28 protein-coding genes are annotated in these 24,246 nt (G+C 63.1%); 13 read left to right on the forward strand and 15 right to left on the reverse strand.

Annotated elements, in window-relative coordinates:
• Window positions 1–85: 85 nt before the first annotated feature.
• On the reverse strand, window positions 86–346 hold the full coding sequence (locus FJ948_RS12715; protein WP_140704777.1) for a DUF1344 domain-containing protein: 261 nt from the start codon (window positions 344–346) through the stop codon (window positions 86–88).
• A 304-nt stretch (window positions 347–650) separates the two neighbouring features.
• Window positions 651–1,565: an oxygen-dependent coproporphyrinogen oxidase gene (gene hemF / locus FJ948_RS12720; protein ID WP_140704780.1), complete on the reverse strand. Its 915-nt coding sequence runs from the start codon at window positions 1,563–1,565 to the stop codon at window positions 651–653.
• A gap of 132 nt (window positions 1,566–1,697) precedes the next feature.
• Here hemF and FJ948_RS12725 point away from each other — a divergent pair, with 132 nt between their 5' ends.
• Window positions 1,698–1,955 (forward strand): hypothetical protein, encoded by a 258-nt coding sequence (locus FJ948_RS12725; RefSeq protein ID WP_140704782.1) that lies wholly within the window; start codon window positions 1,698–1,700, stop codon window positions 1,953–1,955.
• Here the strand turns inward: FJ948_RS12725 and soxR are convergent.
• Both soxR and FJ948_RS12735 read right to left on the reverse strand, forming a co-directional pair.
• Window positions 1,952–2,398, reverse strand: a complete 447-nt coding sequence (gene soxR, locus FJ948_RS12730) for a redox-sensitive transcriptional activator SoxR (protein ID WP_140704784.1) — start codon at window positions 2,396–2,398, stop codon at window positions 1,952–1,954. The genes FJ948_RS12725 and soxR overlap by 4 nt on opposite strands.
• Window positions 2,399–2,543: 145 nt before the next feature.
• Window positions 2,544–3,002 carry a tRNA (cytidine(34)-2'-O)-methyltransferase gene (locus tag FJ948_RS12735; RefSeq protein ID WP_140704786.1) on the reverse strand — a complete coding sequence of 153 codons (459 nt, stop codon included), beginning with the start codon at window positions 3,000–3,002 and terminating at the stop codon, window positions 2,544–2,546.
• Window positions 3,003–3,285: 283 nt separating this feature from the next.
• Here FJ948_RS12735 and FJ948_RS12740 point away from each other — a divergent pair, with 283 nt between their 5' ends.
• Genes FJ948_RS12740 through FJ948_RS12760 form a run of 5 tightly spaced genes read left to right on the forward strand, consistent with a single transcriptional unit; the run spans window position 3,286 to window position 8,426 of the window.
• Entirely contained in the window at window positions 3,286–3,807 is a 522-nt protein-coding gene (locus tag FJ948_RS12740; protein WP_181173646.1) for a hypothetical protein, read from the forward strand.
• 29 nt (window positions 3,808–3,836) lie between these two features.
• Entirely contained in the window at window positions 3,837–5,723 is a 1,887-nt protein-coding gene (locus tag FJ948_RS12745) for an ABC transporter ATP-binding protein (RefSeq protein ID WP_140704788.1), read from the forward strand.
• A 10-nt stretch (window positions 5,724–5,733) separates the two neighbouring features.
• Window positions 5,734–7,617, forward strand: coding sequence for an ABC transporter ATP-binding protein (locus FJ948_RS12750; RefSeq protein ID WP_140704790.1), 1,884 nt, complete (start codon window positions 5,734–5,736; stop codon window positions 7,615–7,617).
• A gap of 4 nt (window positions 7,618–7,621) precedes the next feature.
• On the forward strand, window positions 7,622–8,113 hold the full coding sequence (locus tag FJ948_RS12755; RefSeq protein WP_140704792.1) for a GNAT family N-acetyltransferase: 492 nt from the start codon (window positions 7,622–7,624) through the stop codon (window positions 8,111–8,113).
• A 1-nt stretch (window position 8,114) separates the two neighbouring features.
• Entirely contained in the window at window positions 8,115–8,426 is a 312-nt protein-coding gene (locus FJ948_RS12760) for a DUF6665 family protein (RefSeq protein ID WP_140704794.1), read from the forward strand.
• Between the two features lie 3 nt (window positions 8,427–8,429).
• Here the strand turns inward: FJ948_RS12760 and FJ948_RS12765 are convergent, their stop codons facing one another.
• Window positions 8,430–8,774: a cupin domain-containing protein gene (locus FJ948_RS12765; protein WP_140704796.1), complete on the reverse strand. Its 345-nt coding sequence runs from the start codon at window positions 8,772–8,774 to the stop codon at window positions 8,430–8,432.
• A gap of 314 nt (window positions 8,775–9,088) precedes the next feature.
• Here FJ948_RS12765 and petA point away from each other — a divergent pair, with 314 nt between their 5' ends.
• The 5 genes from petA (at window position 9,089) to FJ948_RS12790 (ending at window position 13,607) form a co-directional block, all read left to right on the forward strand.
• Entirely contained in the window at window positions 9,089–9,649 is a 561-nt protein-coding gene (gene petA, locus FJ948_RS12770; protein ID WP_127276061.1) for a ubiquinol-cytochrome c reductase iron-sulfur subunit, read from the forward strand.
• A 16-nt stretch (window positions 9,650–9,665) separates the two neighbouring features.
• Window positions 9,666–10,967: a cytochrome b N-terminal domain-containing protein gene (locus FJ948_RS12775; protein WP_140704798.1), complete on the forward strand. Its 1,302-nt coding sequence runs from the start codon at window positions 9,666–9,668 to the stop codon at window positions 10,965–10,967.
• A gap of 27 nt (window positions 10,968–10,994) precedes the next feature.
• Entirely contained in the window at window positions 10,995–11,852 is an 858-nt protein-coding gene (locus tag FJ948_RS12780) for a cytochrome c1 (protein WP_140704800.1), read from the forward strand.
• Between the two features lie 283 nt (window positions 11,853–12,135).
• Entirely contained in the window at window positions 12,136–12,831 is a 696-nt protein-coding gene (locus FJ948_RS12785) for a phosphatase PAP2 family protein (protein WP_140704802.1), read from the forward strand.
• Between the two features lie 230 nt (window positions 12,832–13,061).
• Complete coding sequence (locus FJ948_RS12790) at window positions 13,062–13,607, forward strand: adenine phosphoribosyltransferase (protein WP_013893474.1); 546 nt, start codon at window positions 13,062–13,064, stop codon at window positions 13,605–13,607.
• Between the two features lie 42 nt (window positions 13,608–13,649).
• On the opposite strand, the gene FJ948_RS12795 is transcribed toward FJ948_RS12790, so the two are convergent.
• The 7 genes from FJ948_RS12795 to FJ948_RS12825 form a co-directional block, all read right to left on the reverse strand.
• Complete coding sequence (locus tag FJ948_RS12795) at window positions 13,650–14,114, reverse strand: MaoC family dehydratase (RefSeq protein WP_140704804.1); 465 nt, start codon at window positions 14,112–14,114, stop codon at window positions 13,650–13,652.
• The gene (locus FJ948_RS12800) at window positions 14,111–14,581 is read right to left on the reverse strand and encodes a MaoC family dehydratase (RefSeq protein WP_140704806.1); all 471 of its coding nucleotides are present in this window, start codon (window positions 14,579–14,581) and stop codon (window positions 14,111–14,113) included. The genes FJ948_RS12795 and FJ948_RS12800 overlap by 4 nt, the downstream gene beginning before the upstream one ends.
• Window positions 14,582–14,695: 114 nt before the next feature.
• The gene (corA, locus tag FJ948_RS12805; RefSeq protein WP_140704808.1) at window positions 14,696–15,670 is read right to left on the reverse strand and encodes a magnesium/cobalt transporter CorA; all 975 of its coding nucleotides are present in this window, start codon (window positions 15,668–15,670) and stop codon (window positions 14,696–14,698) included.
• 182 nt (window positions 15,671–15,852) lie between these two features.
• Window positions 15,853–16,956, reverse strand: coding sequence for a redox-regulated ATPase YchF (ychF, locus tag FJ948_RS12810; RefSeq protein ID WP_140704810.1), 1,104 nt, complete (start codon window positions 16,954–16,956; stop codon window positions 15,853–15,855).
• 95 nt (window positions 16,957–17,051) lie between these two features.
• Entirely contained in the window at window positions 17,052–17,774 is a 723-nt protein-coding gene (gene pth / locus FJ948_RS12815) for an aminoacyl-tRNA hydrolase (protein WP_140704812.1), read from the reverse strand.
• A 24-nt stretch (window positions 17,775–17,798) separates the two neighbouring features.
• The gene (locus tag FJ948_RS12820; protein WP_140704814.1) at window positions 17,799–18,440 is read right to left on the reverse strand and encodes a 50S ribosomal protein L25/general stress protein Ctc; all 642 of its coding nucleotides are present in this window, start codon (window positions 18,438–18,440) and stop codon (window positions 17,799–17,801) included.
• A 237-nt stretch (window positions 18,441–18,677) separates the two neighbouring features.
• Complete coding sequence (locus FJ948_RS12825) at window positions 18,678–19,106, reverse strand: MarR family transcriptional regulator (RefSeq protein WP_140704816.1); 429 nt, start codon at window positions 19,104–19,106, stop codon at window positions 18,678–18,680.
• 152 nt (window positions 19,107–19,258) lie between these two features.
• On the opposite strand from FJ948_RS12825, the gene FJ948_RS12830 reads away from it, so the two are divergent.
• Complete coding sequence (locus FJ948_RS12830; RefSeq protein WP_140704818.1) at window positions 19,259–20,116, forward strand: alpha/beta hydrolase; 858 nt, start codon at window positions 19,259–19,261, stop codon at window positions 20,114–20,116.
• 73 nt (window positions 20,117–20,189) lie between these two features.
• Here the strand turns inward: FJ948_RS12830 and FJ948_RS12835 are convergent, their stop codons facing one another.
• The gene (locus FJ948_RS12835; RefSeq protein ID WP_181173647.1) at window positions 20,190–21,431 is read right to left on the reverse strand and encodes an MFS transporter; all 1,242 of its coding nucleotides are present in this window, start codon (window positions 21,429–21,431) and stop codon (window positions 20,190–20,192) included.
• 150 nt (window positions 21,432–21,581) lie between these two features.
• Between FJ948_RS12835 and FJ948_RS12840 the strand changes: the two genes are divergently transcribed.
• The gene (locus tag FJ948_RS12840; protein WP_140704820.1) at window positions 21,582–22,478 is read left to right on the forward strand and encodes a helix-turn-helix transcriptional regulator; all 897 of its coding nucleotides are present in this window, start codon (window positions 21,582–21,584) and stop codon (window positions 22,476–22,478) included.
• A 24-nt stretch (window positions 22,479–22,502) separates the two neighbouring features.
• Here the strand turns inward: FJ948_RS12840 and FJ948_RS12845 are convergent, their stop codons facing one another.
• Together FJ948_RS12845 and FJ948_RS12850 are read right to left on the reverse strand one after the other, a co-directional pair.
• The gene (locus FJ948_RS12845; protein ID WP_140704822.1) at window positions 22,503–23,438 is read right to left on the reverse strand and encodes a ribose-phosphate pyrophosphokinase; all 936 of its coding nucleotides are present in this window, start codon (window positions 23,436–23,438) and stop codon (window positions 22,503–22,505) included.
• Window positions 23,439–23,587: 149 nt separating this feature from the next.
• On the reverse strand, window positions 23,588–24,205 hold the full coding sequence (locus tag FJ948_RS12850; protein ID WP_140704824.1) for a hypothetical protein: 618 nt from the start codon (window positions 24,203–24,205) through the stop codon (window positions 23,588–23,590).
• Window positions 24,206–24,246 lie beyond the last annotated feature (41 nt).

The following is a 24,246-nucleotide window of genomic DNA, read 5'->3' on the forward strand; positions in this document are numbered from 1 at the left end:
ATGGGGTGCCATTGGTTGCGGTCAATGTTGAAAAGGCGGAGCAGCGCTGCTCCGCCCTCTTCACGCTAGCCCATCGGGCAGGCCATCACTTCACGATCTTGACTGCCTCGGCAACCTTGTCCTTGCCGCTCATGTCCCACGAAATTCTGACCTTCTCGCCGACCTTCAGGCCAGGATCCTTGAAAGTCTCGGGAAGCGTAAAAGACGATCCATTGTCGAGAACCAGGCTCTTTGCCGTCGCATCGAAGCTCTTGACCGTTCCGGTGGTGTGCTTGACGGCGGCGAACGCCACCGAACCGGAAGCAAGAAGGGCGGCAGCGGCCGCGGAAACGATGATCTTTCTCATGCTGATATACTCCTGGGAGAGCGGGATCCTTCTTGACGAGGATGATCCGCATCGTCTTTGGGCCGTCCGGTCGCGTCGAGTCGCGGCTCGCCTTGTTGCAAGGCAATTCCGAAGGGAAAGCGGGTTGCATTTTCCCGGAATTGCCCTTGGGGCAAACCACCGGCGCTTCCCGACCCAACTGTGACAAATAACCCAATTTTTTCAGATGGATATTAGACGAAAAAGATATTCCTGGCGCCACATTCGGCGCCCAGATTCGACAAATGGGACATCAATGCGGCCTCACATCGCGCTCACCGTCTTGTTACGGCCAGCGCACCTCCGGCGGCAGGCTGGAAAGGATCGAGGCGACATTGCCGCCGGTCTTCAGGCCGAAGATGGTGCCGCGATCGTGAAGCAGGTTGAATTCGACGTAGCGGCCGCGGCGGATGAGCTGTTCGTCGCGGTCGCCATCGGTCCAGTTGCCGTTGAAATTGGCGCGCACGAGGTGGCCGTAGACGACGAGAAAAGAACGCCCGACATCCTGGACGAAGTTGAAATCGGCATTCCAGCCGCCTCTGTCCTCGCCCGAATGCAAATAGTCGAAAAAGATGCCGCCAACGCCGCGCGGCTCGTTGCGGTGCGATAGATAGAAGTACTCGTCGCACCAGGCTTTGTATTTCGGATAGTCGGCGACGGCGGCATTCTTCTCGCAAGCGAACTGCATGGCGCGGTGGAAGGCCGTCGTGTCGGGGTCGTCCTGGGTGCGGCGGCGGTCTAGCACCGGCGTCAGGTCGGCACCGCCGCCGAACCATTGCCTGGATGTGACCACCATGCGCGTGTTCATGTGCACGGCCGGAACGTTGGGGTTCCAGGGATGCGCGATCAGCGAAATGCCCGATGCCCAGAAGCGCGGGTCTTCCTCGGCGCCAGGCATCTGCTTCCTGAATTCGGGCGAGAATTCGCCATGGACGGTCGAGGTGTGGACGCCGACCTTCTCGAAGACGCGGCCGTGCATCATCGACATGGTGCCGCCACCGCCCTTGCCCTGGTCGCGCTCCCACGGCGTCTTTTCGAAACGGCCCGGCGACCACGAGGCCAGCGGCCCCTGGAGATCCTGCTCGATCTGCTCGAAGGCGCCGCAGATGCGCTCGCGGAGCGCCTCGAACCACAGCCGCGCCTTCATCTTCTTCTCTTCGATGTCGGCGGGCAGGCCTGCCGGTATTTCGGGTCGTTCCAAGTGCCGTCTCCGGTTGTGGGCCACCCGTGGCGGGGATTCCCGATAAATGACTCGTCTTTTGCCGGCGCGATCCCTAATCTCTTGGGGATCAGGGTCAAGTCCCGTCTGATTTAGGGTGTAAGGAGTTGCTTCGTGCGCACCCCGGCAAGACCGCCGCTGGATGGCTTGAAGAAAAGGCTCGACCAGAGCCGGGCCGAGCGCGAGCTCAAACCGCGCGACGGTTTTCTGCGCGAAACCTTCGTCCTGCCGCGCTCCGACGCCCGCCTCAAGGCCAAGGAGTGGTTCGAGCGCTTCCCCAAACAGGCCTACTGGACCGAGATCGAAAGCTGGTTCGAGCGCCCGGGCGACCTGATCGAGTTCACGATCAGGCGGCTGCCGGCGGCGGATTAGGATCCTACCACCAGCCGTCTCGCGCCCGTTCCTTCCCGCGCCAGCCTGTCACCCTTGTTCCTGAGCGGACATTTGTCGATCGACATGCAGCCGCAGCCGATGCAGTCGGTCAGCCCGTCGCGCAGTTTCTTCATCTGGGCGATCTTGTGGTCGAGTTCGTCGCGCCAGGCACTTGAAAGCAGGCTCCAGTCGTCACGCGTCGGCGTGCGGCCTTCGGGAAGCGCCGCCAGCGCGGCCCCGATGTCGGCCAGCGAGATGCCGACCTCCTGGGCAATCCTGATGACCGCCACGCGCCGCAGGACGTCGCGCCCGTAGCGGCGCTGGTTGCCCGACGTGCGATGGCTGCGGATCAGGCCGCGCGTCTCGTAGAAATGCAGCGCCGACACCGCGACACCGCTGCGCCTGGCCACCTGGCCGACCGTCAATTCCATTATCGGAGCCATGTCTCACTTTCCGCTTGACCTCAACTTAAGTTGAGCTTGTAGCCAGGAAATATCGAGTGGGCAATTGAAAGGAAAGGCGATGTGCGCCTGGGCCGGAATAACTGGTGAAACTGCCACGGTTGGGGACGAGGAGAGGCTGAAACTTCTAGCGGAGCTGCCGGATGGCTTCGCCCGCCACCATGGCCACGGAAAGAGCGACGTTGATGCTGCGCGCGTTGGGCTGCATCGGGATGGTCAGCCGCGCGTCCGCCGCCTGATGGACTGGATCCGGCACGCCCGCGGATTCGCGGCCAAACAGCAGGATGTCGCGGTCGGTGAAGCTGAAGTCGGTGTAGGGGATCGCGGCCTTGGTCGACAGCAGCACCAGCCGGTCCGCGCGGGCCTTGCGCCACGCCTCGAAGGCGTTCCAGTCGACATGCCGGGTCAGGGCGGCCATTTCGAGGTAGTCCATGCCGGCACGTTTCAGCGCCTTGTCGGAAAGCGGAAAGCCGGCAGGCTCGATGATGTCGACGCCAAGGCCGAGGCACGCGGCGAAGCGCAGGATTGTCCCGGTATTGCCGGCAATGTCCGGCTGGTAGAGCGCGATGCGGAGACCATTGTTCACTTCCGCGTCCTTCTAATAAGTGGCAGATCGGCCACAGCGGCTCCCTGGTTTTGGAAATTCCTGGACCCGCGGGTGGCCATTTTTTTCGAAGTCGGGTATACGACCAGCATTGTCAACCCGAACCGAAGGAGGGGTAATTCATGATGACCATGCACATCCAGCGCCCCACCCGTGGGCTCAACTGCGCCCTGGCGGTTTCGGTACGACGTTTCTCCTGATCTTTTAGGCACTTCCGCACCGATCTCCGCCGAAACCATACCCTGGTCTTCGAAGGAATCCTGCGATGTTTTTCAAGCTGCCGAAGGGGCCGATGGCCCCGTCCCAACGCGTTCCGACTGATCCGCCGCCGATCCCGCGGCACGATGTCGATCATCCTTTCTATCTCTATTTCAACACGGAGGACGGACCGATGTTCGATCCCTACAGAATACCGGGCTCGAGGAGCCTGCATATCCACCGGCTGCCGACCTGGGCGCTGTTGATCGGCGAGACCTATTCGTCGGCGGTCCATGCCGAAGTGCGCCGCCGTCCGCATCGCGGCATGCTGCCGGACGTCGATTTCTCGCGCGCGGTCCCCGACCCGGGCCGGCCTTCGCTGGTGCGCCGCATCATCCGGCTGATCCGGCCGGGAGCGAAAAGCCGGACCGGTGGTGCCGTGTCGTCAGGATCGACAAAGATGCCTGTCGGCGAAAAGCCGGCGAACTCCTATATAGCGCGAAGCAGGGCCGACGCTCCGGATGATTCCGGAGCGTCGGCCCTCGATGCCATGCGGTCCGAGGACTTCGTACGCCGCCAAGCCGCGTAAGCGGAAAACAGATTTTACAGGCATGACCTATGTTGTTGTTTAGCTGGTTTGAAAGAAGGCTCGATCCGTTCCCGGCAGCGGAGCCGGTCGAGCCGCCCAGGACGCTGGTTGCCTTCTGCCTGCATTATACGCGCGGGGCATGGTCCTATATTCTTGTCGATGCGGTGCTGGTCGCGGCCATCGCCATCGCGGAAGTGTGGATGTTCGGCTTCCTCGGCCGCATCGTCGACTGGCTGTCGGGCCAGAACCGCGAGACCTTCCTGCAGACGGAAGGCTGGAAGCTCGCCGGCATGGCCTTCATCGTATTGTTCGCGCTGCCCGGCACGGTTTGGCTGCATTCGCTGCTCAACCAGCAGACGCTGATGGGCAATTACCCCATGCGCATCCGCTGGCAGGTGCACCGCTACCTGCTCAAGCAATCGATGAGCTTCTACCAGGACGAGTTCGCCGGCCGCATCGCCACCAAGCTGATGCAGACCGCGCTTGCCGTGCGCGAATGCGTCATCAAGGTGATCGACGTCCTGAACTACGTCGTCGTCTATTTCCTCGGCATGCTGTTGATTGTCGGTTCGGCCGACTGGCGGCTGGCGGCGCCGCTTGGCGTCTGGATGGTCGGATATATCCTGTTGCTGCGCTTCTTCATCCCGCGACTGGGCAAGGTCGGCGAGGAGCAGGCGAATGCGCGCTCGACCATGACCGGCCGCGTCGTCGACAGCTACACCAACATCCAGACGGTCAAGCTGTTTTCCCATTCACGCCGCGAGGCCGCCTTCGCCAGGGAAGGCATGATGGGCTTCCTCGATACGGTCTACCGGTCGATGCGGCTGGTGACGCTGCTGTTCGGCTCGCTCTACATACTGAACGCGCTGCTGCTGTTCTCGGTCACCGCCATCTCGCTGTGGCTGTGGATGGGGCAAGTGGTGACGATCGGTGCGGTCGCCGTGGTCATCGGTCTGGTGCTCCGGATGTGGGGCATGTCGCAGTGGATCATGTGGGAAATGTCGAGCCTGTTCGAGAATATCGGCACGGTGCAGGACGGCATTGCCTCGATTTCGTTGCCGCGCCTGGTCGAGGACAGGCCGGATGCCAAGGAGATCATCGTTTCCAAAGGCGATATCCGCTTCGAGGATATCCGCTTCCATTACGGCAAGCAGAAAGGCGTCATCGAAAACCTGTCGCTGGTGGTCAAGCCGGGCGAGAAGGTCGGCATTGTCGGCCGCTCGGGCGCCGGCAAGTCGACGCTGGTCAATCTCTTGCTGCGCTTCTACGACCTGGAAAGCGGCCGGATCCTGATCGACGGCCAGGAGATCGCCGGCGTGAAACAGGATTCGCTGCGCGCGCAGATCGGGATGGTCACGCAGGATACCTCGCTGCTGCATCGTTCGGTGCGCGAAAATATCCTCTATGGCCGGCCCGATGCCACCGACGAGATGCTGCTCGAGGCGGCGCGGCGGGCCGAGGCGATGGATTTCATATCAGGACTTTCGGACCATCATGGACGCAAGGGGTTCGACGCCTATGTCGGCGACCGCGGCGTCAAACTGTCCGGCGGTCAACGGCAACGCATCGCCATTGCTCGCGTTATGTTGAAGGACGCGCCCATACTTATCCTTGACGAGGCGACGTCGGCGCTCGATTCCGAGGCGGAAGCCGCCATCCAGGAGAACCTCTACAAGCTCATGCAAGGCAAGACCGTCATCGCCATCGCGCACCGGCTGTCGACCATCGCGGCGATGGACAGGCTCGTCGTGATGGACCAGGGTCGCGTCATCGAGGAGGGCTCGCACGAGGAACTGGTCGCCAGAGGCGGACTCTACGCGCAGCTCTGGCAGCGCCAGTCGGGTGGGTTCCTGCTCGATGACGTCCCAGTCGAAGCCGCCAATGACGCAATAGCAAAGGGGCAAGCCGCAGAATGATGGCCGCCGCATGATGACAGCCGTCTACCGCTGGTTCGAGACCTGGGTCTACCCGTTCAGGGAGCCGGCGAATCTGCGGCCGCCAGCCAGCGTCGCCGGCTTCCTCTGGCATTATGTCGGCCAGGCGAAGTTCGCCTTCTTCGCCATGCTGGTCATCGGCGGCATCGCGCCGCTGGTCGAGGCCGGCCTGTTCTATTTCGTCGGACGGCTGGTCGATATTCTCGACCAATTGCCCGGCGAACGGAGCTGGCACGCGCTGTGGACCGCCGCCGGCCCCGAACTGGTGTTCATGGTCGCGGTGGTGCTGGTCATCCGCACCGTGGTCGTCGCCTTGTCGGCGCTGGTCGACGAACAGACGATCACGCCCGGCTTCTACAATTTGGTGCGCTGGCAGGCGCACCGGCACGTCTCGCGCCAGTCCTACGCCTTCTTCCAGAACGATTTTGCCGGCCGCATCGCGACGAAAGTCTGGCAGGCCGGGCAGGCGACGGGCGACCTGATGGAAAGCTTCATCGAGGTCGTCTGGTTCATGGTCGTCTATACCGTGACGACGCTGGCGCTGGTCGCCGGGCTTGACCTCAGGCTGGCGGCACTCGTGGTGGTATGGATCACCGCCTTCGGCTTTCTGGCGAAACTCTATTTGCCGGCAATCCGCAAGCATGCCGAAGCGACGGCGGAGGCGGGTTCCATGATCAATGGCCGCATTGTCGATTCCTACTCCAACGTGCAGACGCTGAAACTGTTCGCGGCCGACGGCGACGACCGCTACATCAGGAACGGTTTTGACATCTATCTCGACGCATTGCGGCCCTTCACCCGCCGATTGACCGGCGTGCGCATGGCGCTGACGACGCTGTCGGGCATCATGATCACGGCGATCGGCTGCTTTGCCGTCTATCTCTGGGTCGAGGGCTCGATCACCGTTGGCGCCGTCGCCTTCACGCTCAGCCTGGTGCTGCGGCTCAACATGCTGCTTGGCCGGCTGATGATGCAGATGAACGGCATCTTGCGCAATCTCGGCGTATTGGAGAACTCCAAGGCGCTGATCTCGCAGCCGCTCGGGCTGACCGATACGCCGGACGCGAAAGAGCTGGTCGTGACGGGCGGGCGCATCGACGTCAGGAATGTCGAGTTCCACTACGGCAAGGGATTCGGCGTGCTCAACGGCATCGACCTCGTCGTCAAGCCGGGTGAGAAGGTCGGGCTGGTCGGCCCGTCAGGCGCCGGCAAGACGACGCTGGCCAATCTGATCCTGCGCCTCTACGACCTCGAAAGCGGCGAGATCACCATCGACGGCCAGAACGTCTCTGATGTGACGCAGAATTCGCTGCGCGCCAATATCGGCGTCGTCAGCCAGGACACCGCGCTGTTCCACCGCTCGCTGCGCGACAACATCAAGCTCGGCATGCCCGACGCGACGGACGCCGAGGTGATCGCGGCGGCGAAAAAAGCCGAGGCGCACGAGTTCATCCTGACCTTGCGCGACAACCGCGATCGCGCCGGCTACGAGGCCTTTGTCGGCGAGCGCGGCGTGAAACTGTCGGGCGGCCAGCGCCAGCGCGTGGCGATCGCCCGCGTCTTCCTCAAGGACGCGCCGATCCTGATCCTCGATGAAGCGACGTCGGCGCTCGATTCCGACATCGAGGCGGCGATCCAGGAGAACCTGACGCGGCTGATGGAGAACAAGACCGTGATCGCCATCGCCCACCGGCTGTCGACGATCGCGGCACTCGACCGCCTGGTGGTGCTCGACGGCGGCCGCATCGTCGAGCAAGGCACCCATGACGAGCTGGTGGCGCTCGACGGGCTCTATGCCCGGCTGTGGAAGCGCCAGTCGGGCGGCTTCCTCTATCACGAGGAAAGCGTGCTCGAAGAGACGCGGCCGGCGGAGTAGGCGCATGGGTGGATCGCCAGAGGTCAGCCCAGGAATCGACCCAGAGAGGGGCTATGTGCTCAAGCGGCTGCGGCCAACCGTGGCGGCCTTCGACACGTTGAAGGAAGAGAGCCGGCTGGAAGGCTACTGGATGCTGGTGCGCCTGAGCGATGGCTGGGCAAGCGGCCGCAACAAGTTCCTGAAGCGGGGCGAGGCGCTGTTCGGGGCATGGCATGACCGGGACCTCGCCGGCGTGTGCGGGCTGAACATCGATCCCTATTTCGAGGGCAGGGACCAGGGCCGGGTCCGTCACCTGTTCGTCAGCGCGCGCCACCGCCGCAACGGCCTTGGCCGCATGCTGGTGGAAACTGTTGCCGACAGGGCTCGCCAGTATTTTTCAGTCTTGAACACCCGCGCGCCACCGGAAGCCTTCGGTTTTTACGAACGGCTTGGCTTTCAACGCGTGGAAGGCGAAGAATTCGTCACCCATCGCATGATTTTCGGGAAAGGGGGCTGAAATGTCCTTGCGTCCACCGTCTCATCTTGCCGGCGCTACCGCTGCCGAAGCCGCCTTCGATGCGCTCGGTCATGAAATCCTGGCGGAAAAAGCGGCCGCTCTCGGGCGCGCCGGTCAAAAGGTGGAGGAAACGCTGGCCCGGCTGGCCAGCAATGCCGAGGAGGACCTGCGTCCCCTTCTTCTCAAGGAGGCCGCCGTGGCCGTCCACGCCTATTTCATCCAGCGCGAACTGTGCGGCTTTCGAAAGCACGATGCCGTCATCCGCGAATACAACATCCCCAGGGCGGTACTTGTCCGGTTGGGAGCGACGTAAGGATCACTCCAGCCATTCGGTGATGAACGTGCCGTTCTCGTGGATGTCGGTCGTTTCCAGCGGGCCGGGGCCGAGATTGGTGAATTTGTGCGGCGTGTTGGGCGGCACGATGACGATCTGGCCGGCGGAGGCCTCGATTTCCCGGTCGCCGACCGTGAACAGGGCGCTGCCCTGGCGGATGATGAAGATCTCCGCATAGGGATGGGAATGCAGCCGCGGGCCGCCGCCTGTGTCGGGCAGATGATTGAAGATCAGGCAGGAGTTGGAACCGTAGACGCCGCACTGCAGTTCGCCCTTCCAGCGGTCGGGACGAACAGCCCATTCCTCGCGATCGATGACATGCGCCATGACGGGGAAGATAGATCACACCGACATCCTGTGTCGAGGTAAACAGAGATGCCGGATTTGCGGTTGTTTCCCGGTTGTTTAGCCGTCCTTCGCGGCCATTCGCCGCCTTGTCGCGCGATAGGGTATTTTGTCCCCGCGACAATCTGCCCTTGTGCCTTGACCCGTCTGGACAAAAACGGGCTTCACGCATAAACCGAAGTCCAAATGCCGGAGGAATTCGCTAGCCTGTTCGCCATGCGCTGTCGGGTTGGCGTGATTGAGCGGGGAACAAGGCTCGGCCACCGGCGCGGAAGAGGCGAAAGGATCAGGCACCCGTGAGCGCAACCGACATCCACGATCCCAATCGTCGAGATTTTCTCTACGTCGCCACCGGCATGGCCGCTGTGGTCGGCGCCGGTGCCGTCGCCTGGCCGTTCATCGACCAGATGCGCCCTGACGCCTCGACGCTGGCGCTCGCTTCGGTCGAGGTCGACGTCTCCTCGCTGACGCCTGGGAGCTCGCTGATCGTCAAGTGGCGCGGCAAGCCGGTCGTGGTGCGCAACCGCACCGAAAAGGAAATGAAGGACGGCGAGGCCGTCAGCCTCTCCGATCTCAAGGATCCGATCGCCCGCAACGCCAATTTGCCGTCCGATGCGCCGGCGACCGATGCCAACCGCACCACGCCCGGCAAGGAAGCCTGGATGGTGATGGTTCAGGTCTGCACGCATCTGGGCTGCATTCCACTCGGCCAGGAAGGCGATTTCGGCGGCTGGTTCTGCCCGTGCCACGGCTCGCAATACGACACCGCTGGCCGCATCCGCAAAGGCCCGGCGCCGGAGAACATGGCGATTCCGGTATTCAAATTCATTTCCGATACCAAACTCCTTATCGGTTGAGGCAGGGGATATTTCGATGAGCGAGGGACACTCGACCTATACGCCGAAGACCGGTATCGAACGCTGGTTCGACGCCCGCATGCCGCTGCCCAGGATGGTCTATGACAGCTTCATCGCCTATCCGGTGCCGCGCAACCTGAACTATATGTGGACCTTCGGCGGCATCCTGGCGATCATGCTGGTTTCGCAGATCCTGACCGGCATCGTGCTGGCGATGCACTATACGTCGGACAGCGCTCTCGCCTTCAATTCGGTCGAGAAGATCATGCGCGACGTCAATTCCGGCTGGCTGTTGCGCTACATGCATGCCAACGGCGCCTCGTTCTTCTTCATCGCGGTCTACCTGCATATCTTCCGCGGTCTTTATTACGGCTCCTACAAGGCGCCGCGCGAACTGCTGTGGATCCTGGGCTGCATCATCTATCTGCTGATGATGGCGACCGGCTTCATGGGCTACGTGCTGCCTTGGGGGCAGATGAGCTTCTGGGGCGCCACGGTCATCACCGGCTTCTTCAGCGCGATTCCGCTGGTCGGTGACTGGATCCAGCAGTTGCTGCTCGGCGGCTTCGCCGTCGACAACCCGACGCTGAACCGCTTCTTCGCGCTGCATTATCTCTTGCCGTTCATGATCGCCGGCGTCGTCGTGCTGCACGTCTGGGCGCTGCATGTCGTGGGCCAGTCGAACCCGACCGGCATCGAGGTCAAGTCGAAGACCGACACCGTCGCCTTCACGCCCTACGCGACCATCAAGGACGCGTTCGGCATGATCGTGTTCCTGTTCATCTTCGCCTATTTCATCTTCTTCCTGCCGAACTATCTCGGCCACGCCGATAATTACATCGTCGCCAACCCGCTGAAGACGCCAGCCCATATCGTGCCGGAATGGTACTTCCTGCCGTTCTACGCGATCCTGCGCGCCATCACCTTCAACATCGGGCCGATCAATTCCAAGCTCGGCGGCGTGCTGTGCATGTTCGGCGCTATCGTCATGCTGTTCCTGGTGCCGTGGCTCGACACCTCCAAGGTGCGCTCGGCGGTCTACAGGCCCTGGTACAAGCTGTTCTTCTGGCTGTTCGTGGCCGATGCCATCCTGCTTGGCTGGCTGGGCTCGCAGCCGGCGGAAGGCAGCTATGTGTTCATGGCGCAGATGGCGACACTGTTCTACTTCGCCTTCTTCCTGATCGTCCTGCCGGTGCTCGGCCTGATCGAGACGCCGCGCAGGCTGCCCAACTCGATCACCGAGGCGGTGCTCGAGAAGAACAAGGGCGGCAGCGGGCATCCGGCGGGCGCCACGGCAGCACCTGAGACCAAGGGCTGAGCGGTAGAGAATCTAAGGGGATTTGGCATGAAAAAGATTCTCACCTCGCTGGCGCTGATCGGCCTCGTGGCCGCCGGCACAGCCGCCTTCGCGGCCGAAGAGGCGCACGACGCGGCGGCTCCGACGCATTTCCCGATCCACGAGCCGAAGGAAATGAGCTGGAGCTTCACTGGCCCGTTCGGCACCTATGACAAGGCGCAGCTGCAGCGCGGCCTGAAGGTCTACAAGGAAGTCTGCTCGGCCTGCCATTCGATGAACCTTGTGGCGTTCCGCACGCTGTCGGACCTCGGCTACAGCGACGCCCAGGTCAAGACTTTCGCGGCCGAATACACCATCCATGACGGTCCCAACGATGCCGGCGACATGTTCGACCGTCCCGGCAAGCCGTCGGACCATTTCCCGGCGCCGTTCGCCAACGAGGAAGCCGCGGCTGCCTCCAATGGCGGCGCGGCACCGCCCGACATGTCGCTGCTGGCCAAGGCGCGCGGCGTGGAACGGGGTTTTCCGCAGTTCGTCTTCGACATCTTCACCCAGTATGACGCGGGCGGCCCCGACTACATCCATTCGCTCCTGACCGGCTATGACGAGAAGCCGCCGGCCGGAATGGTCATTCCCGAAGGCACGCATTACAACCCGTACTTCATGTCGGGCGTGTCGCTGAAGATGCCCAAGCCGCTCTCCGACGGCCAGGTGACCTATGACGACGGTTCGCCGCAAACCGTCGACCAGTACGCCCGTGATGTGTCGACCTTCCTGGCCTGGGCGGCCGAGCCGCACATGGAAGCCCGCAAGAAGACCGGCTTCCGCGTGCTGGTGTTCCTGCTTCTGTTCGGCGCCCTGGTCTATCTGACCAAGCGCAAGGTCTGGGAAGCCGTCGCCCACTAAGGCCTGTTGACCTTCAGGTCAGGCCGAGTCGAAAACGATGGCTTCCTGTGCTTCCGGTGCTCACGTACTTCAAGTACGCTCCGCTCCGGTTCTCGGAAACCATCGTTTTCGACTCGGCCTGACCTGAATCTCAAAAGGCCTTGGCCGTTCAATGCACAAAGTGGGGCGTCGAGAGGCGCCCTTTCTGCTTTTGAGGTGGATTACACCACCACGCCTCGGCGGTGTCACATGGCCGTCACCGCACATCGCGATCCTGCGGCGCTCTCATCAAAGGATCACGCCCATGAAAAGATACGCATCGCTCGCGGCAGGCCTGCTGCTGCTTGTCGTCGGCTCCGCGGCCCGTGCCGAAGACGCAAAACCGTTCATCACCAACAAGGATGTCGACCTGACGATGATCCTGCCGCCGCCGCCGGCCAATGATTCGGCCGAGACCAAGGCTGAACTTGGCGAGGTGCTGACCATGCAGGTCACGCGCACACCTCAGATGGAAGCCCGCGCCATCGCCGATGCCGAGGAAAACGTCTGGCGTTTCGCCGATGTCATGGGGCCGAATTTCAACAAGGACAAGCTGCCGAAATTCAGCGCCTTCTTCGATCGCGTGGTGGAGACCGAAGGCGCCGTCGTCGACCCGGCAAAGGATGTCTGGAAGCGACCGCGCCCGCATCAACTCAGCGATCTCGTCAAGCCGGTGGTCAAGCTGTCGAGCTCCGGTTCCTGGCCGTCAGGGCACGCGACCGTCGGCACGATGATGGGCATCATCCTGTCCGACATGGTTCCGGAAAAGCGCGCCGAGATCATGGCCCGCGCGGCCGAGTTCGCCCACAACCGAATCGTCGGCGGCATCCATTATCCGTCCGACGTCGAGATGGGCAAGATTTCCGGCAGCGTGATCGCCGCGGTCCTGCTCAACCGGGAGGATTTCAAGGCCGAGTACGAAGTGGCCAGGGCCGAGCTTCGGTCCGATCTCGGCATGTAGGGTTTGGCAAATAACCATCCGTTCGAGCGGGGCGCCTTCGGGCGCCCCTTTTTCGTGGCTGCGCCAACGGCAGGAAAAATCGCCGACGTCTGCTCCCAGGCCCTGATCAAATCCTTTGCCGGATGCGCTTGTTTCGGCCGCCACATCGCGCTAGCCGTTGTCGGTCGCGCCGGGTTACGATCGGCCCCGCGCCGTTTTACTTTGTCAGCCGGATCATTCGGAGCCGCTTCATGAAACCTTCTCTCGAAGACACGCTGCTGGCGTCGATCCGCACCATTCCGGACTATCCCAAGCCCGGCATCCTGTTTCGCGACATCACCACGCTGCTCGGCAATGCGCGCGCCTTCCGCCGCGCCATCGACGAGCTGGTGCATCCCTATGCCGGGCAGAAGATCGACAAGATCGCCGGCATCGAGGCGCGGGGCTTCATCCTTGGCGGCGCCGTCGCGCACCAGCTCTCGGCCGGCTTCGTGCCGATCCGCAAGAAGGGCAAGCTGCCCTATGAGACGGTGCGCGTCGCCTACAGCCTGGAATACGGGCTGGACGAGATGGAGATGCACAAGGACGGCGTCGCGCCCGGCGAGAAGGTGATCCTTGTCGACGACCTCATCGCCACCGGCGGCACGGCGGAAGCGGCGGTCAAGCTGCTGCGCCAGATCGGCGCGGACATCCTCGCCGCCTGCTTCGTCATCGACCTGCCGGATCTGGGTGGACGCGCCAAGCTCGAAGCGCTGGGTGTTCCGGTGAGGACGCTGATCGGGTTCGAGGGGCATTAGTGTTGGGAATAGTGAATAGTGAATAAGCGTTGCGCTCACTCACTACTCACTACTCACCTTCACCAGCACGGCGCTTTCGAACTCCAGCACCTTGGCGCCGTTCGAATCGGAGGCCTCGCAGAGCAGCGCCAGCAGCCGCCAGCCCGGGCGCGACGCGATCGGGCGGTGGGAAAGCGCGGTGCGCGTGAAAGTGATGGTTTGCCCGGCATAAACGGGTTTCAGCCACTTCAGGTTCTTGAAGCCGGGCGAGGGGCCGAATTCGGGCACCGCGCCGTCCCAGCCTTCGGCGTCCAGGCGGGTCTCCAGGTTCAGCTTCATCCAGGTGGCGGCGGTGTGCCAGCCGGAGGCGCAAAGCCCGCCGAGCACGCTTTTCCGGGCGGCTTCCTCGTCGATGTGGAAGATCTGCGGGTCGTACTTGCGGGCGAACGCCTTGATCGCGTCGGCCTCGAATGTGTGCGAGCCCAGCGTCACCGTGGTGCCGATGCGGAAGAATTCGTCCAAGGTCATGACAGGTTACCCGCGGCATCGCGTGTCAGGAACATGACGGAGTTCTCCAACTCGAAAACGCTTTCGCCGCGTTGGTTGACCAGTTCGCTGCGCATGGTGACGAAGCCCAGTTGGGGCTTGGATTTCGACAGGCGCCTGGCCAGGACCACGAGGTTGCCCCGCAGCGTATCGCCGGCCAGCACCGGCTTCTTCCACTTGACCTGATCGACGCCAGGCGCGCCCTGGCAGGTGGAGTCCAACAGGAAGGCATCGCACAGCATGCGCATGAACATGGCGCATGTGTGCCAGCCCGAGGCCGAGAGGCCACCGAGGATGCTGGCCTTGCCAGCTTGCTCGTCGAGATGCATCGGCTGCGCATCGAATTCGCTGGCGAATTCGATAATCTCCGCCGCGCTTACCTGTTTGGCGCCGAGGTCGAACGAGGCACCCTCGACGAAATCCTCATAGGCCCATGTCTTTGCGGTCATGTCGGCAATCCGGTTGAATCCCAAGGATCGGGCAACCCGGATGCAGGCCGGCGGCGTTTTGGTCAAGTCCTTTCTGGTGAGCCAGCATGGAGCAGCCGGCGCCGGCGGCGGTGGTCAGAGCCAGCCGCGGCGGCGGAAATACCAGAAGGGCAGGATCGCGGACAGGATCATCATGGCGATGGCGAAGGGATAGCCGAACTCCCATTTCAGCTCGGGAATGACGTCGAAATTCATGCCGTAGATCGAGGCGACGAGTGTCGGCGGCAGGAAGATGACGGCGGCGACCGAGAAGATCTTGATGATGGCGTTCTGCTCGATCGAGATCATGCCGAGCGTGGCGTCGAGCAGGAAGGAGATCTTCTGCGACAGGAAGGTGGCGTGGTCGGCGAGCGACAGCACGTCGCGCGACAGCGTCTTGATGCGGGCGCGCACATCCTTGCTCATCTTGGTCTGGGTCGCGACATGGGCGAGGAAACCCGCCAGGCGCTGCAGCGAGATCAGGCTGTCGCGGACGGAGGAGGCGATGTCTTCCTTGCGGCCGATCGCTTTCAGGAGTTCCTGGAAGTCGCGGTTGCGCTTCGACACCTTGGTCGAACGTGCTTCGAAAATATCGCGCGAAATCACTTCCACGTCGCGGCCTGCGCGTTCCAGGATGTCGGCGAGACGGTCGACGATCGCTTCCAGCAGGCCGATCAGGATGGTGTCGCCGCTTGTGCAGCCGGTCGCCACCTTTTCGGCGCGTAGCGGGAAGGTCTTGAAGGCCTTGGGTTCATGATAGCGAATGGTGATCAGCCTTTTGCCGGCGAGCGCGAAGGTGACCGGCGACATCAGGGGATCGTCGACCTCGGTCTGCGCGGGCAGGGTGGCGGTCATGAAATAGGCGCCGTCCTCGATGTAGAGGCGGCTGGAAATCTCGATCTCCTCCATCTCCTCGCGGGTCGGGATGGCGACGCCGAGCCAGCTTTCGATGGTGGCCTCTTCCTCCTTGGTCGGATTGAAGAGATCGGCCCAGACGATCTTGTCGCCATCCGCCGCGAAATCGTCGGTGAGGCGCAGGCGATCATTGTCGACGGCGAAGGCTTTGATCATCGCCAGATTTCCCTGCCAAAGCTGCGCTCGGATAGACGCATCGTGTCGGATTTCACAGGGCAGGCCCTTTCGACGAGAGCGCCGACCGCGTGCAGCAGCCGATTAGACCCGCGATGTGACAAGGTCAAGGCAGGGCAAAAAGCCGTAGCCAGCCAGCGTGGCTGATCACGGGGTCGAGCCCGTCAGGTGTTGAACTTGAACAACAGCACGTCGCCGTCCTGGACGACATATTCCTTGCCTTCGTCGCGCGCCTTGCCGGCTTCCTTGGCCGCCACCTCGCCGCCGAGCGTGACATAGTCGTTGTAGGCGATGGTCTGGGCGCGGATGAAGCCGCGCTCGAAATCGGTGTGGATGACGCCGGCGGCTTGCGGGGCCTTGTCGCCCCTGTGGATGGTCCAGGCGCGCGTTTCCTTCGGACCGGCGGTGAAATAGGTGATCAGATGCAACAGGTCGTAGCCGGCGCGGATGACCTTGTTGAGGCCCGGCTCGTCGAGGCCGAGCGAGGACAGGAACTCCATCTCTTCCTCGTCCGAAAGCTGGGCGACCTCGGCTTCGATCGCGGCCGAGATCACCACCGTGCCGGCGCCCTGCGCGGTTGCCATCTTTTCCACGGCCCTGGTGTGCTCGTTGCCGGTCGCGGCATCGGCCTCGGCGACGTTGCAGACATAGAGCACGGGGTGCGAGGTCAGAAGGTTCAGCCCCTGCAAGATGCGCAGGTCCTCCGCCGAAATGCCCTTGAGCAGGATGCGGGTCGGCTTGCCGGCCTGCAGCAGCTCGAGCGCCGCCTCCATCATCGGCAGCACCGTGGTGGCTTCCTTGTCCTTGCTGCCGGCGCGCTTGCGGATCTGCACGATGCGGCGCTCGAGGCTGTCGAGGTCGGCGAGCATCAGCTCGGTCTCGACCGTCTCGGCGTCGGCGACCGGGTCGATGCGGCCCTCGACATGGGTGATGTCGTCATCCTCGAAGCAGCGCAGCACATGCACGATGGCGTCGACCTCGCGGATGTTGGCGAGGAACTGGTTGCCCAGCCCTTCGCCCTTGGAGGCGCCGCGCACCAGGCCGGCAATGTCGACGAAGGAGATGCGGGTCGGGATGATCTCCTTCGACTTGGCGATCTCGGCGATCTTCCGCAGGCGCGGATCGGGCACCGCCACCTCGCCTGTATTCGGTTCGATGGTGCAGAAGGGGTAGTTGGCGGCCTGCGCGGCGGCCGTCCTCGTCAGCGCGTTGAAGAGCGTCGACTTGCCGACATTGGGCAAGCCAACGATGCCGCATTTGAAACCCATTGTGTCCGGTCCTATCGGGAAAGCGAAATTTGATGAGGGCTATGGGCGATAGGGGTCGGGAACGTCAAGCCCTGTAACGCCGATGGTCCCGCGACTCAGTCCTTGTTGCCGAAGAGTTTCTTCAGCATCGCGGCCATCGGGCCGGTGTCGGACAGCTTGGCGGGCGCCTGCTGGGGGCGGGCCTGACGGACGTGGCTTTGCTGTTTCGGAGCCTGTTTTTGCGCCGGCTTTTCCGGTTCGGCGCCGGCCTTGCCTTGCACGGCAAGGGCGGCCTTGTTCATGAAGCCGGATTCGTCGCCCTTGACGATCATCGCGGCGTTGTCGGCGATGGCGTCGAGCAGCGGGTCGAGCCATTCGCGGTCGGCCTTGGCGAAATCGCCCAGCACATGATGCTGGACCATTTCCTTGACGCCGGGATGGCCGACGCCGATGCGCACGCGGCGATAGGTATTGCCGACATGGCCATCGATCGAGCGGATGCCGTTGTGGCCACCGGCACCGCCGCCGGTCTTGATGCGCAATTTGCCCTCGGCGAGATCGATCTCGTCATAGAAAACGGTGAGGGCGGAGGGAGCGAGCTTGTAGAAGCGCAGCGCCTCGCCGACGGACTGGCCGGACAGGTTCATGAAGGTCTGCGGCTTGATCAGGATGATCTTTTCGCCGCCGAGCGTGCCTTCGGCGATCAGGCCCTGGAACTTCTTCGACCAGGGCGAAAAGGAATGGCGGCGGGCGATAGCGTCCGCCGCCATGAAGCCGACATTGTGCCGGTTTTCAGCGTATTTCGCGCCCGGATTGCCGAGGCCTGCAAATACAAGCATCGTCGTCTCCGGGCGTGAAAGGAGTTACTTCTCTTCGGCGGCGGGAGCCGCTTCAGGAGCCGCGGCCTCGACCGTCTCTTCCGTCTCCGGCTTCATCGCCGACGAACCGGCGACGGTCGCGATGGTGAAGTCGCGGTCGGAGATCACCGGCTTGACGCCGGCCGGCAGCTTGACCGCCGAGATGTGGATCGAATCGCCGATGTCGGCGCCGGTGAGATCGACGGTGATGAATTCCGGAATCGCATTGGCCGGGCAGTGGAACTCGACTTCGTGACGCACGATGTTGAGCACGCCGCCGCGCTTGATGCCGGGCGACTTGTCTTCATTGATGAAGTGCACGGGAACATCGACGTTGACTTCGGTATCCTTGCCGATGCGCAGGAAGTCGACATGGACAGGGAAATCCTTGACCGGGTCGAGCTGAAAATCCTTCGGCAGAACCTGGATCTTCTTGCCGCCGACATCGATCGTGGCGACCGTGGTCAGGAACCCGCCGCCATGGATCTTGTAGTAGACGTCCTTGTAGTTCAGCGCAATCGCCAGGGGAGGCTGCTTGTCGCCGTAAATCACTGCAGGCACTTTACCATCGCGGCGAACTGCACGGGCGGACCCCTTACCGACCTGTTCGCGCGCTTCGGCCTTGAGCTCGTAAGTATCGTGGCTCATGGTTTTTCCTTTCGCGTGTTATGGAGCGCCTACGGTTGGTGATGTGCCAGGCCGTAAACGTCGAAAGCCGCCGGACCTCGATGTCCGAATGCCGGAAACCGCAGCGAGCGGATCTTTGTTCGGGATCACAAGGGGAAGGCAGCCTTCCGCCGCGTTGCCTCCAAGGGTGTCTACGCGGGTGGCGGCTCTATAGCGGAAGGCGGGCGAGGGTGCAAGCGGCGGCCGGAGGGGCCGCCACTACCGCTCGCCAGTCAAGGCATCGCACAGCGCCTGGACCTGCCGGTTCAGGGCGTCGAGCTCGGCCAGTGTCATGCCCGAGCGTTCGACCAGTGTCTCGTTCAGGCAGTTGCACTGGACAAGCAGCTTGCGGCCGGCTGCCGTCAGGTCGACCTGCACCTGGCGCTCGTCGGTCTGGCTGCGCTGGCGGGTCACCAGGCCGGCCTGTTCCATTCGCTTGACCAGCGGCGTGACCGTGCTCGATTCCAGGGCGAGCCTGTGCGCAATCCTGCCGACAGACATGCCGTCGGCCTCGCCCAGCGCGTTGAGCACGAGATATTGCGGATAGGTGATGCCCATCTCGTCCAGCATCGGCTTGTAGGTGCGATTGATCGCCATTGAGGTGGCGTAGAGGGTGAAGCAGAGCTGATTGTCCAGCGGAAGAGGCACGACGCGTTCCTTTGCCGATTAAGCGTCCATGACATGTACCACGAAAAATGATATCGCGATACATATTTTTCTGGACAAGGAGATCGAGCTGCCTTAGCGGTGTCTATGTCGCGATATTGTTTATTGCGATATCAAATCAAATGGAGATTGAGATGACCTCGCAGACCAAATCCGGCTCAGGCAGCGGCACGATCACCACCAAGGACGGCACGCGGATCTATTACAAGGACTGGGGAACCGGTCAGCCCATCGTCTTCCATCACGGCTGGCCGCTGAGCGGCGACGACTGGGATGCCCAGATGCTGTTCTTCCTGGCGCAGGGCTACCGCGTCATCGCCCATGACCGGCGCGGCCACGGCCGGTCGACGCAGACCGATATCGGCAACGAGATGGACACCTATGCCGCCGACGTGGCTGAACTTGCCGCGCATCTCGACCTCAGGGACGCCATCCATGTCGGCCATTCGACCGGCGGCGGCGAAGTGGCGCGTTATGTTGCCCGGTATGGAGCGGGCGGCCGGGTTGCCAAGGCCGCGTTGCTCGGCGCGGTGCCGCCGATCATGCTCAAGACCGCAGCCAATCCCGGCGGCCTTCCCATCGAGGTGTTCGACGGCTTCCGCGCCGGCGTCGCGGGCAATCGCGCGCAGCTTTACGTGGATGTTCCCGCCGGCCCGTTCTACGGGTTCAACCGGCCGGGCGCCGCGGTCTCGCAGGGCGTGATCGACAATTGGTACCGCCAGGGCATGATGGGTGGCACCAAGGCGCATTATGATTGCATCAAGGCCTTCTCGGAAACCGATTTCACCGAGGATCTGAAGGCGATCGAGGTGCCGGTGCTGGTCATGCACGGCGACGACGACCAGATCGTTCCGATCGCCGATTCGGCGCTGCTGGCGATCAAGCTGCTCAGGAAGGGCGAGCTCAAGGTCTACAAGGGCTTTCCACACGGCATGGCCACGACGCATGCGGACGTCATCAACGCCGACCTGCTGGCCTTCTTCAAGGCCTGAATCCTTCCCGCTTGAACGAAAAAGGCACCCGCCATGTGGCGGGTGCCTTTGCCTGGACCTAACTCGGATGATTCTAAGCGGCTGCTTGCGCCTTGCGGGCTTCCTTCATGTTGGGCAGGAACACCGTCAGCAGCCCCAGGAACGGCAGGTAGGAGCAGATCTGGAAGACGAAATCGATGCCCTTCATGTCGGCGACGACGCCAAGCACGGCGGCCGCGATGCCGCCGACGCCGAAGGCGAAACCGAAGAAGATGCCGGCGATCGTGCCGACGCGGCCCGGCACCAGTTCCTGCGCGAAGACGACGATGTTGGAGAAGGCCGACGACAGGATGAGGCCGATCAGCACGGTCAGCACCATCGTCCATTCCATGTTGGCGTAGGGGAGCGCCAGCGTGAAGGGCAGGACCCCGACGATCGAGAACCAGATCATCGCCTTCTGGCCATAGCGGTCGCCGAACGGACCGCCGAGCAGGATGCCCAGCGCCGAGGAGCCGAGGAAGAGGAACAGCATGACCTGCGACATCTGCACCGAAACGCTGAACTTATGCATGGAATAGAAGGTGTAGTAGCTGGCCAGGCTGGCGATATAGGCGTTCTTGGTCAGCACCAGCAAGGTCAGCACCGCCAAGGCCCACATCACCTTGCGGCGCGGGAAGGGCGAGACGAAGCTTGCCGTCTTGCGATTGCCTTGCGCGGCGCGCAGGCGGCTGTACCAGCCACCGACCTGCCACAGGACGAAGATGCCGATCAGCGAGCCGACGGCGAACCAGGCGATGCTGGTCTGGCCGAAGGGCACGACGATGAAGGCGGCCAGCAAGGGGCCCATCGACTGACCGAAATTGCCGCCGACCTGGAACAGCGACTGCGCCAGCCCGAACCGGCCGCCGGACGCGAAGCGGGCGATACGCGAGGATTCGGGATGGAAGATCGCCGAGCCGATGCCGATCAGCGAGGCGCCGATCAGGAGCAGGTAGTAGTGCCCGGCATAGGCCAGCACGACTAGGCCGATCAGCGAGGACGCCATGCCCCAAGGCAGCGAATAAGGCATCGGCCGCTTGTCGGTGACCGCGCCGATGATCGGCTGCAGCAGGGATGCCGTGACCTGGAAGGTGAAGGTCAACAGGCCGATCTGCCAGAAATCGAGGCCGTAATTCTCTTTCAGAAGCGGATAGATGGCCGATAGCAGCGACTGCATGATGTCGTTGATGCAGTGGCAGAGGCTCACCGCCAGGATGACGGTGAAGGCCGTCGCCTGGGCTGAAGCGTGACTGGCCGTCGCGGGTGCCGCGACGCTGGTGGCTGTCGTATCGGTCAAGATAGGCTCCGTGGTCTTTTTGGCGGGCGCAGCCGCGGGCAGATTGGCGGACGCTCCTGCGACCACCTTAGGACGGTTGCCTTATAAGCTGCTTGCGGGGCGACTTCTTTCGTGGTTTGGTCCAATAGTTTCGCAAGTGGGCCAGACCCGATGCCACATGGCAGGGAAATCTTTCGCGCCGGCAATGCCAATCTCGGCCAATTGCACGAGAGCCGCTGGCAGTGGCTGGAGCAGGTGTCGGGACCAGCGGTCGCGCTGCCGACCGAATATCCCGACGGCTACCATGTGCCGCAACACCGCCACAGCCGCAGCCAGTTGCTGCATGCGCTGGTCGGCGTCGTGCTGGTGACGACGCGGTACGGGCGGTGGATGGTGCCGCCCGACCATGCGATGTGGATACCGGCCGGCACGGAACATTCCGTCGAAATGCTGGGCGACGTCTCGATGCGCTCGGTCTATGTCATGCCGGGCGCGATCCCCGGGCTGCCGGAAGGGTTGCGCGTCGTCGGGGTAACCGAGTTGATGCACAGCCTGATCGTGGAATCGGAAAAGCTGCCGCAGGGCGGCGTGCTGGAAGGGCGCGGCGGGTTGATCATGAACCTGCTGCTGCATGAAATCCCGACCTTGCCGGAACGGCCGCTCGGCCTGCCTTTCCCTTCCGACCCCCGGCTGGCGATGCTATGCCGGCGCTTCGTCGCCGCACCTTCGCCGCATGCCACGATCGACGAATGGGCCGACGCCGCCGGCATGAGCCGGCGCTCCTTCACCCGCGCCTTCCAGCGCCAGACCGGCCTGTCGCTGTCGACATGGCGCCAGCAGGCCTGCCTGTTCGCGGCCTTACCGAGGCTCGCCGATGGCGAGCCGATCACGCGCGTGGCGCTCGATCTCGGCTATGACAGCGTGCCGGCCTTCATCACCATGTTCAAGCGCATGCTCGGCTCCTCGCCGCGCGGCTATATGCGCGGCGCGCGTGATGCCGGCGAAGGCATGCGGCGAACCCCGGCCCGGCTGGAGGCGCCGACGCCATCGGCGTTGCCAAAGGGGTAACTGGGCCGCAGGGGTAACAGGTTTTTAGTCGAACAGGCTCGACACCGATTCCTCGGTCGCCGTGCGCGAGATGGCTTCGCCCATCAGGTCGGCGATCGAGATGACGCGGATGTTGGGCGCGTCGAGCACGCCTTGCGTCGGCTGGATGGAATCGGTGATCACCAGTTCCTGCAGCTTCGAGCCGCTGATGCGGGCGACGGCACCCCCCGACAGCACGCCGTGGGTGATATAGGCGGTGACGCTGGTGGCGCCGTTGGCCAGCAGCGCTTCGGCGGCGTTGCACAGCGTACCGCCGGAATCGACGATATCGTCGATCAATAGGCAGTCCTTGCCGGCGACCGCGCCGATGATGTTCATGACTTCCGATTCGCCCGGGCGCTCGCGGCGCTTGTCGACGATGGCGAGCTGCGCGTCGAAGCGCTTGGCCAGCGCACGGGCGCGGACCACGCCGCCAATGTCGGGCGACACGACCACGACATTGCCGAGCTGCTTGTATTTCGCCTTCACGTCGCGGGCCATCACCGGCACCGAGAACAGATTGTCGGTCGGTATGTCGAAGAAACCCTGGATCTGGCCGGCATGGAGATCCAGCGTCAGAACGCGGTCGACGCCGGCGCGGGTGATCATGTTGGCGACCAGCTTGGCCGAGATCGGCGTGCGCCCGGAAGCGCGGCGGTCCTGCCTGGCATAGCCGAAATAGGGGATAACCGCCGTGATGCGCTTGGCCGAGGAGCGCATGAAGGCATCGATCATGATGAGCAGTTCCATCAGGTGATCGTTGGTCGGGAACGAGGTCGACTGCAGGATGAAGACATCCTCGCCGCGCACGTTCTCCTGGATTTCGACGAAGATTTCCTGGTCGGCGAAGCGCCTGACACTGGCCTTGCCCAGCGGGATGTTGAGATAGCGGGCGACCGCTTCGGCCAGCACCCTGTTGGAATTGCCCGCGAAGAGTTTCATGCACCGTTCCTGGTGGAGGACGGAGAGGCCTGGCGGACTCTCCTGCGCCTGTTAACCGGGCTTTTAGCGGCCCGCGCTGGTATTGCAAGCGCCGAGATCGGGAATCCGCCGGCTAAGGTCAAGAAAGCTGTTCGGCGGCGGACAACACCTCAACTCGCCTTGCCGCTGAGAAAGGCGGCAAACTGGTCGATGGTCTGGTCAGCGATCGCCTGCATGGTGGCCGGCGATACCGACTTCCAGCTGTCGGCGCCCGTGCTGTCGCCGGAACCGGTCGAAGGCGCCTTCATCTGGCCGTTGATGCGGTGCAGCCGGTTGCCGGAGGGGTCGTAGACATCCCAGACATAGATGACGGTGGTGTCCTTGCCCTCCGACATCGCCGAGAAATAGCCCTTGAGCACATGGGTCGCGGTCTGGTCCTGGCTGCCGGCCAGCGTGATGCCGCGCTGCTTGGCGCGTGTCTGCAGTTCCGCCGTCAGCGGCGTGGCGGCTTCCACCGAAGCGCCGACGATCGGCGCGATCTGCAGCCGGGTCTTCGACAGGATGGCGGCGGCCTGGGCGGAGGTGACGGGTGCCGTCGTCGTGGCGGTCGAAGCGGCCGTCGATGGTGCCGGGGCGGGAACGGTGACTGTGGCGCTGCCCTGCGCGGCCGGCCCCGAGGCCGCCGGCGGGGTGATGGCGGAAGGTTCGAGAACATCCTTTGCGTTGGTGCAGGCAGCCAGAGCCAATGCCACAAGCAATGACACGGTCGTCACATGCGATCGTCTCATTTGCCTTCTAACTCCTTGGCGAAGAACGCCTCCCATTATGG

Origin of the sequence: Mesorhizobium sp. B2-3-12, assembly GCF_006442205.1 — a bacterium.
In the GTDB taxonomy this organism is placed as follows: Bacteria; Pseudomonadota; Alphaproteobacteria; order Rhizobiales; family Rhizobiaceae; genus Mesorhizobium.

Bases quoted from the DNA above. Each gene is read 5' to 3' on its own strand.
- FJ948_RS12740 (WP_181173646.1), top strand. From the start codon at position 3,286: ATGTTTTTCAAGCTGCCGAAGGGGCCGATGGCCCCGTCCCAACGCGTT.
- FJ948_RS12760 (WP_140704794.1), top strand. From the start codon at position 8,115: ATGTCCTTGCGTCCACCGTCTCATCTTGCCGGCGCTACCGCTGCCGAA.
- FJ948_RS12845 (WP_140704822.1), bottom strand. From the start codon at position 23,438: ATGAAACTCTTCGCGGGCAATTCCAACAGGGTGCTGGCCGAAGCGGTC.
- FJ948_RS12780 (WP_140704800.1), top strand. From the start codon at position 10,995: ATGAAAAAGATTCTCACCTCGCTGGCGCTGATCGGCCTCGTGGCCGCC.
- FJ948_RS12800 (WP_140704806.1), bottom strand. From the start codon at position 14,581: ATGACCGCAAAGACATGGGCCTATGAGGATTTCGTCGAGGGTGCCTCG.
- FJ948_RS12795 (WP_140704804.1), bottom strand. From the start codon at position 14,114: ATGACCTTGGACGAATTCTTCCGCATCGGCACCACGGTGACGCTGGGC.
- FJ948_RS12850 (WP_140704824.1), bottom strand. From the start codon at position 24,205: ATGAGACGATCGCATGTGACGACCGTGTCATTGCTTGTGGCATTGGCT.
- FJ948_RS12755 (WP_140704792.1), top strand. From the start codon at position 7,622: ATGGGTGGATCGCCAGAGGTCAGCCCAGGAATCGACCCAGAGAGGGGC.
- FJ948_RS12745 (WP_140704788.1), top strand. From the start codon at position 3,837: ATGTTGTTGTTTAGCTGGTTTGAAAGAAGGCTCGATCCGTTCCCGGCA.
- FJ948_RS12750 (WP_140704790.1), top strand. From the start codon at position 5,734: ATGATGACAGCCGTCTACCGCTGGTTCGAGACCTGGGTCTACCCGTTC.
- soxR (WP_140704784.1), bottom strand. From the start codon at position 2,398: ATGGCTCCGATAATGGAATTGACGGTCGGCCAGGTGGCCAGGCGCAGC.
- ychF (WP_140704810.1), bottom strand. From the start codon at position 16,956: ATGGGTTTCAAATGCGGCATCGTTGGCTTGCCCAATGTCGGCAAGTCG.
- FJ948_RS12775 (WP_140704798.1), top strand. From the start codon at position 9,666: ATGAGCGAGGGACACTCGACCTATACGCCGAAGACCGGTATCGAACGC.
- FJ948_RS12715 (WP_140704777.1), bottom strand. From the start codon at position 346: ATGAGAAAGATCATCGTTTCCGCGGCCGCTGCCGCCCTTCTTGCTTCC.
- corA (WP_140704808.1), bottom strand. From the start codon at position 15,670: ATGATCAAAGCCTTCGCCGTCGACAATGATCGCCTGCGCCTCACCGAC.
- FJ948_RS12765 (WP_140704796.1), bottom strand. From the start codon at position 8,774: ATGGCGCATGTCATCGATCGCGAGGAATGGGCTGTTCGTCCCGACCGC.
- FJ948_RS12840 (WP_140704820.1), top strand. From the start codon at position 21,582: ATGCCACATGGCAGGGAAATCTTTCGCGCCGGCAATGCCAATCTCGGC.
- FJ948_RS12790 (WP_013893474.1), top strand. From the start codon at position 13,062: ATGAAACCTTCTCTCGAAGACACGCTGCTGGCGTCGATCCGCACCATT.
- pth (WP_140704812.1), bottom strand. From the start codon at position 17,774: ATGCTTGTATTTGCAGGCCTCGGCAATCCGGGCGCGAAATACGCTGAA.
- FJ948_RS12785 (WP_140704802.1), top strand. From the start codon at position 12,136: ATGAAAAGATACGCATCGCTCGCGGCAGGCCTGCTGCTGCTTGTCGTC.
- FJ948_RS12820 (WP_140704814.1), bottom strand. From the start codon at position 18,440: ATGAGCCACGATACTTACGAGCTCAAGGCCGAAGCGCGCGAACAGGTC.
- FJ948_RS12830 (WP_140704818.1), top strand. From the start codon at position 19,259: ATGACCTCGCAGACCAAATCCGGCTCAGGCAGCGGCACGATCACCACC.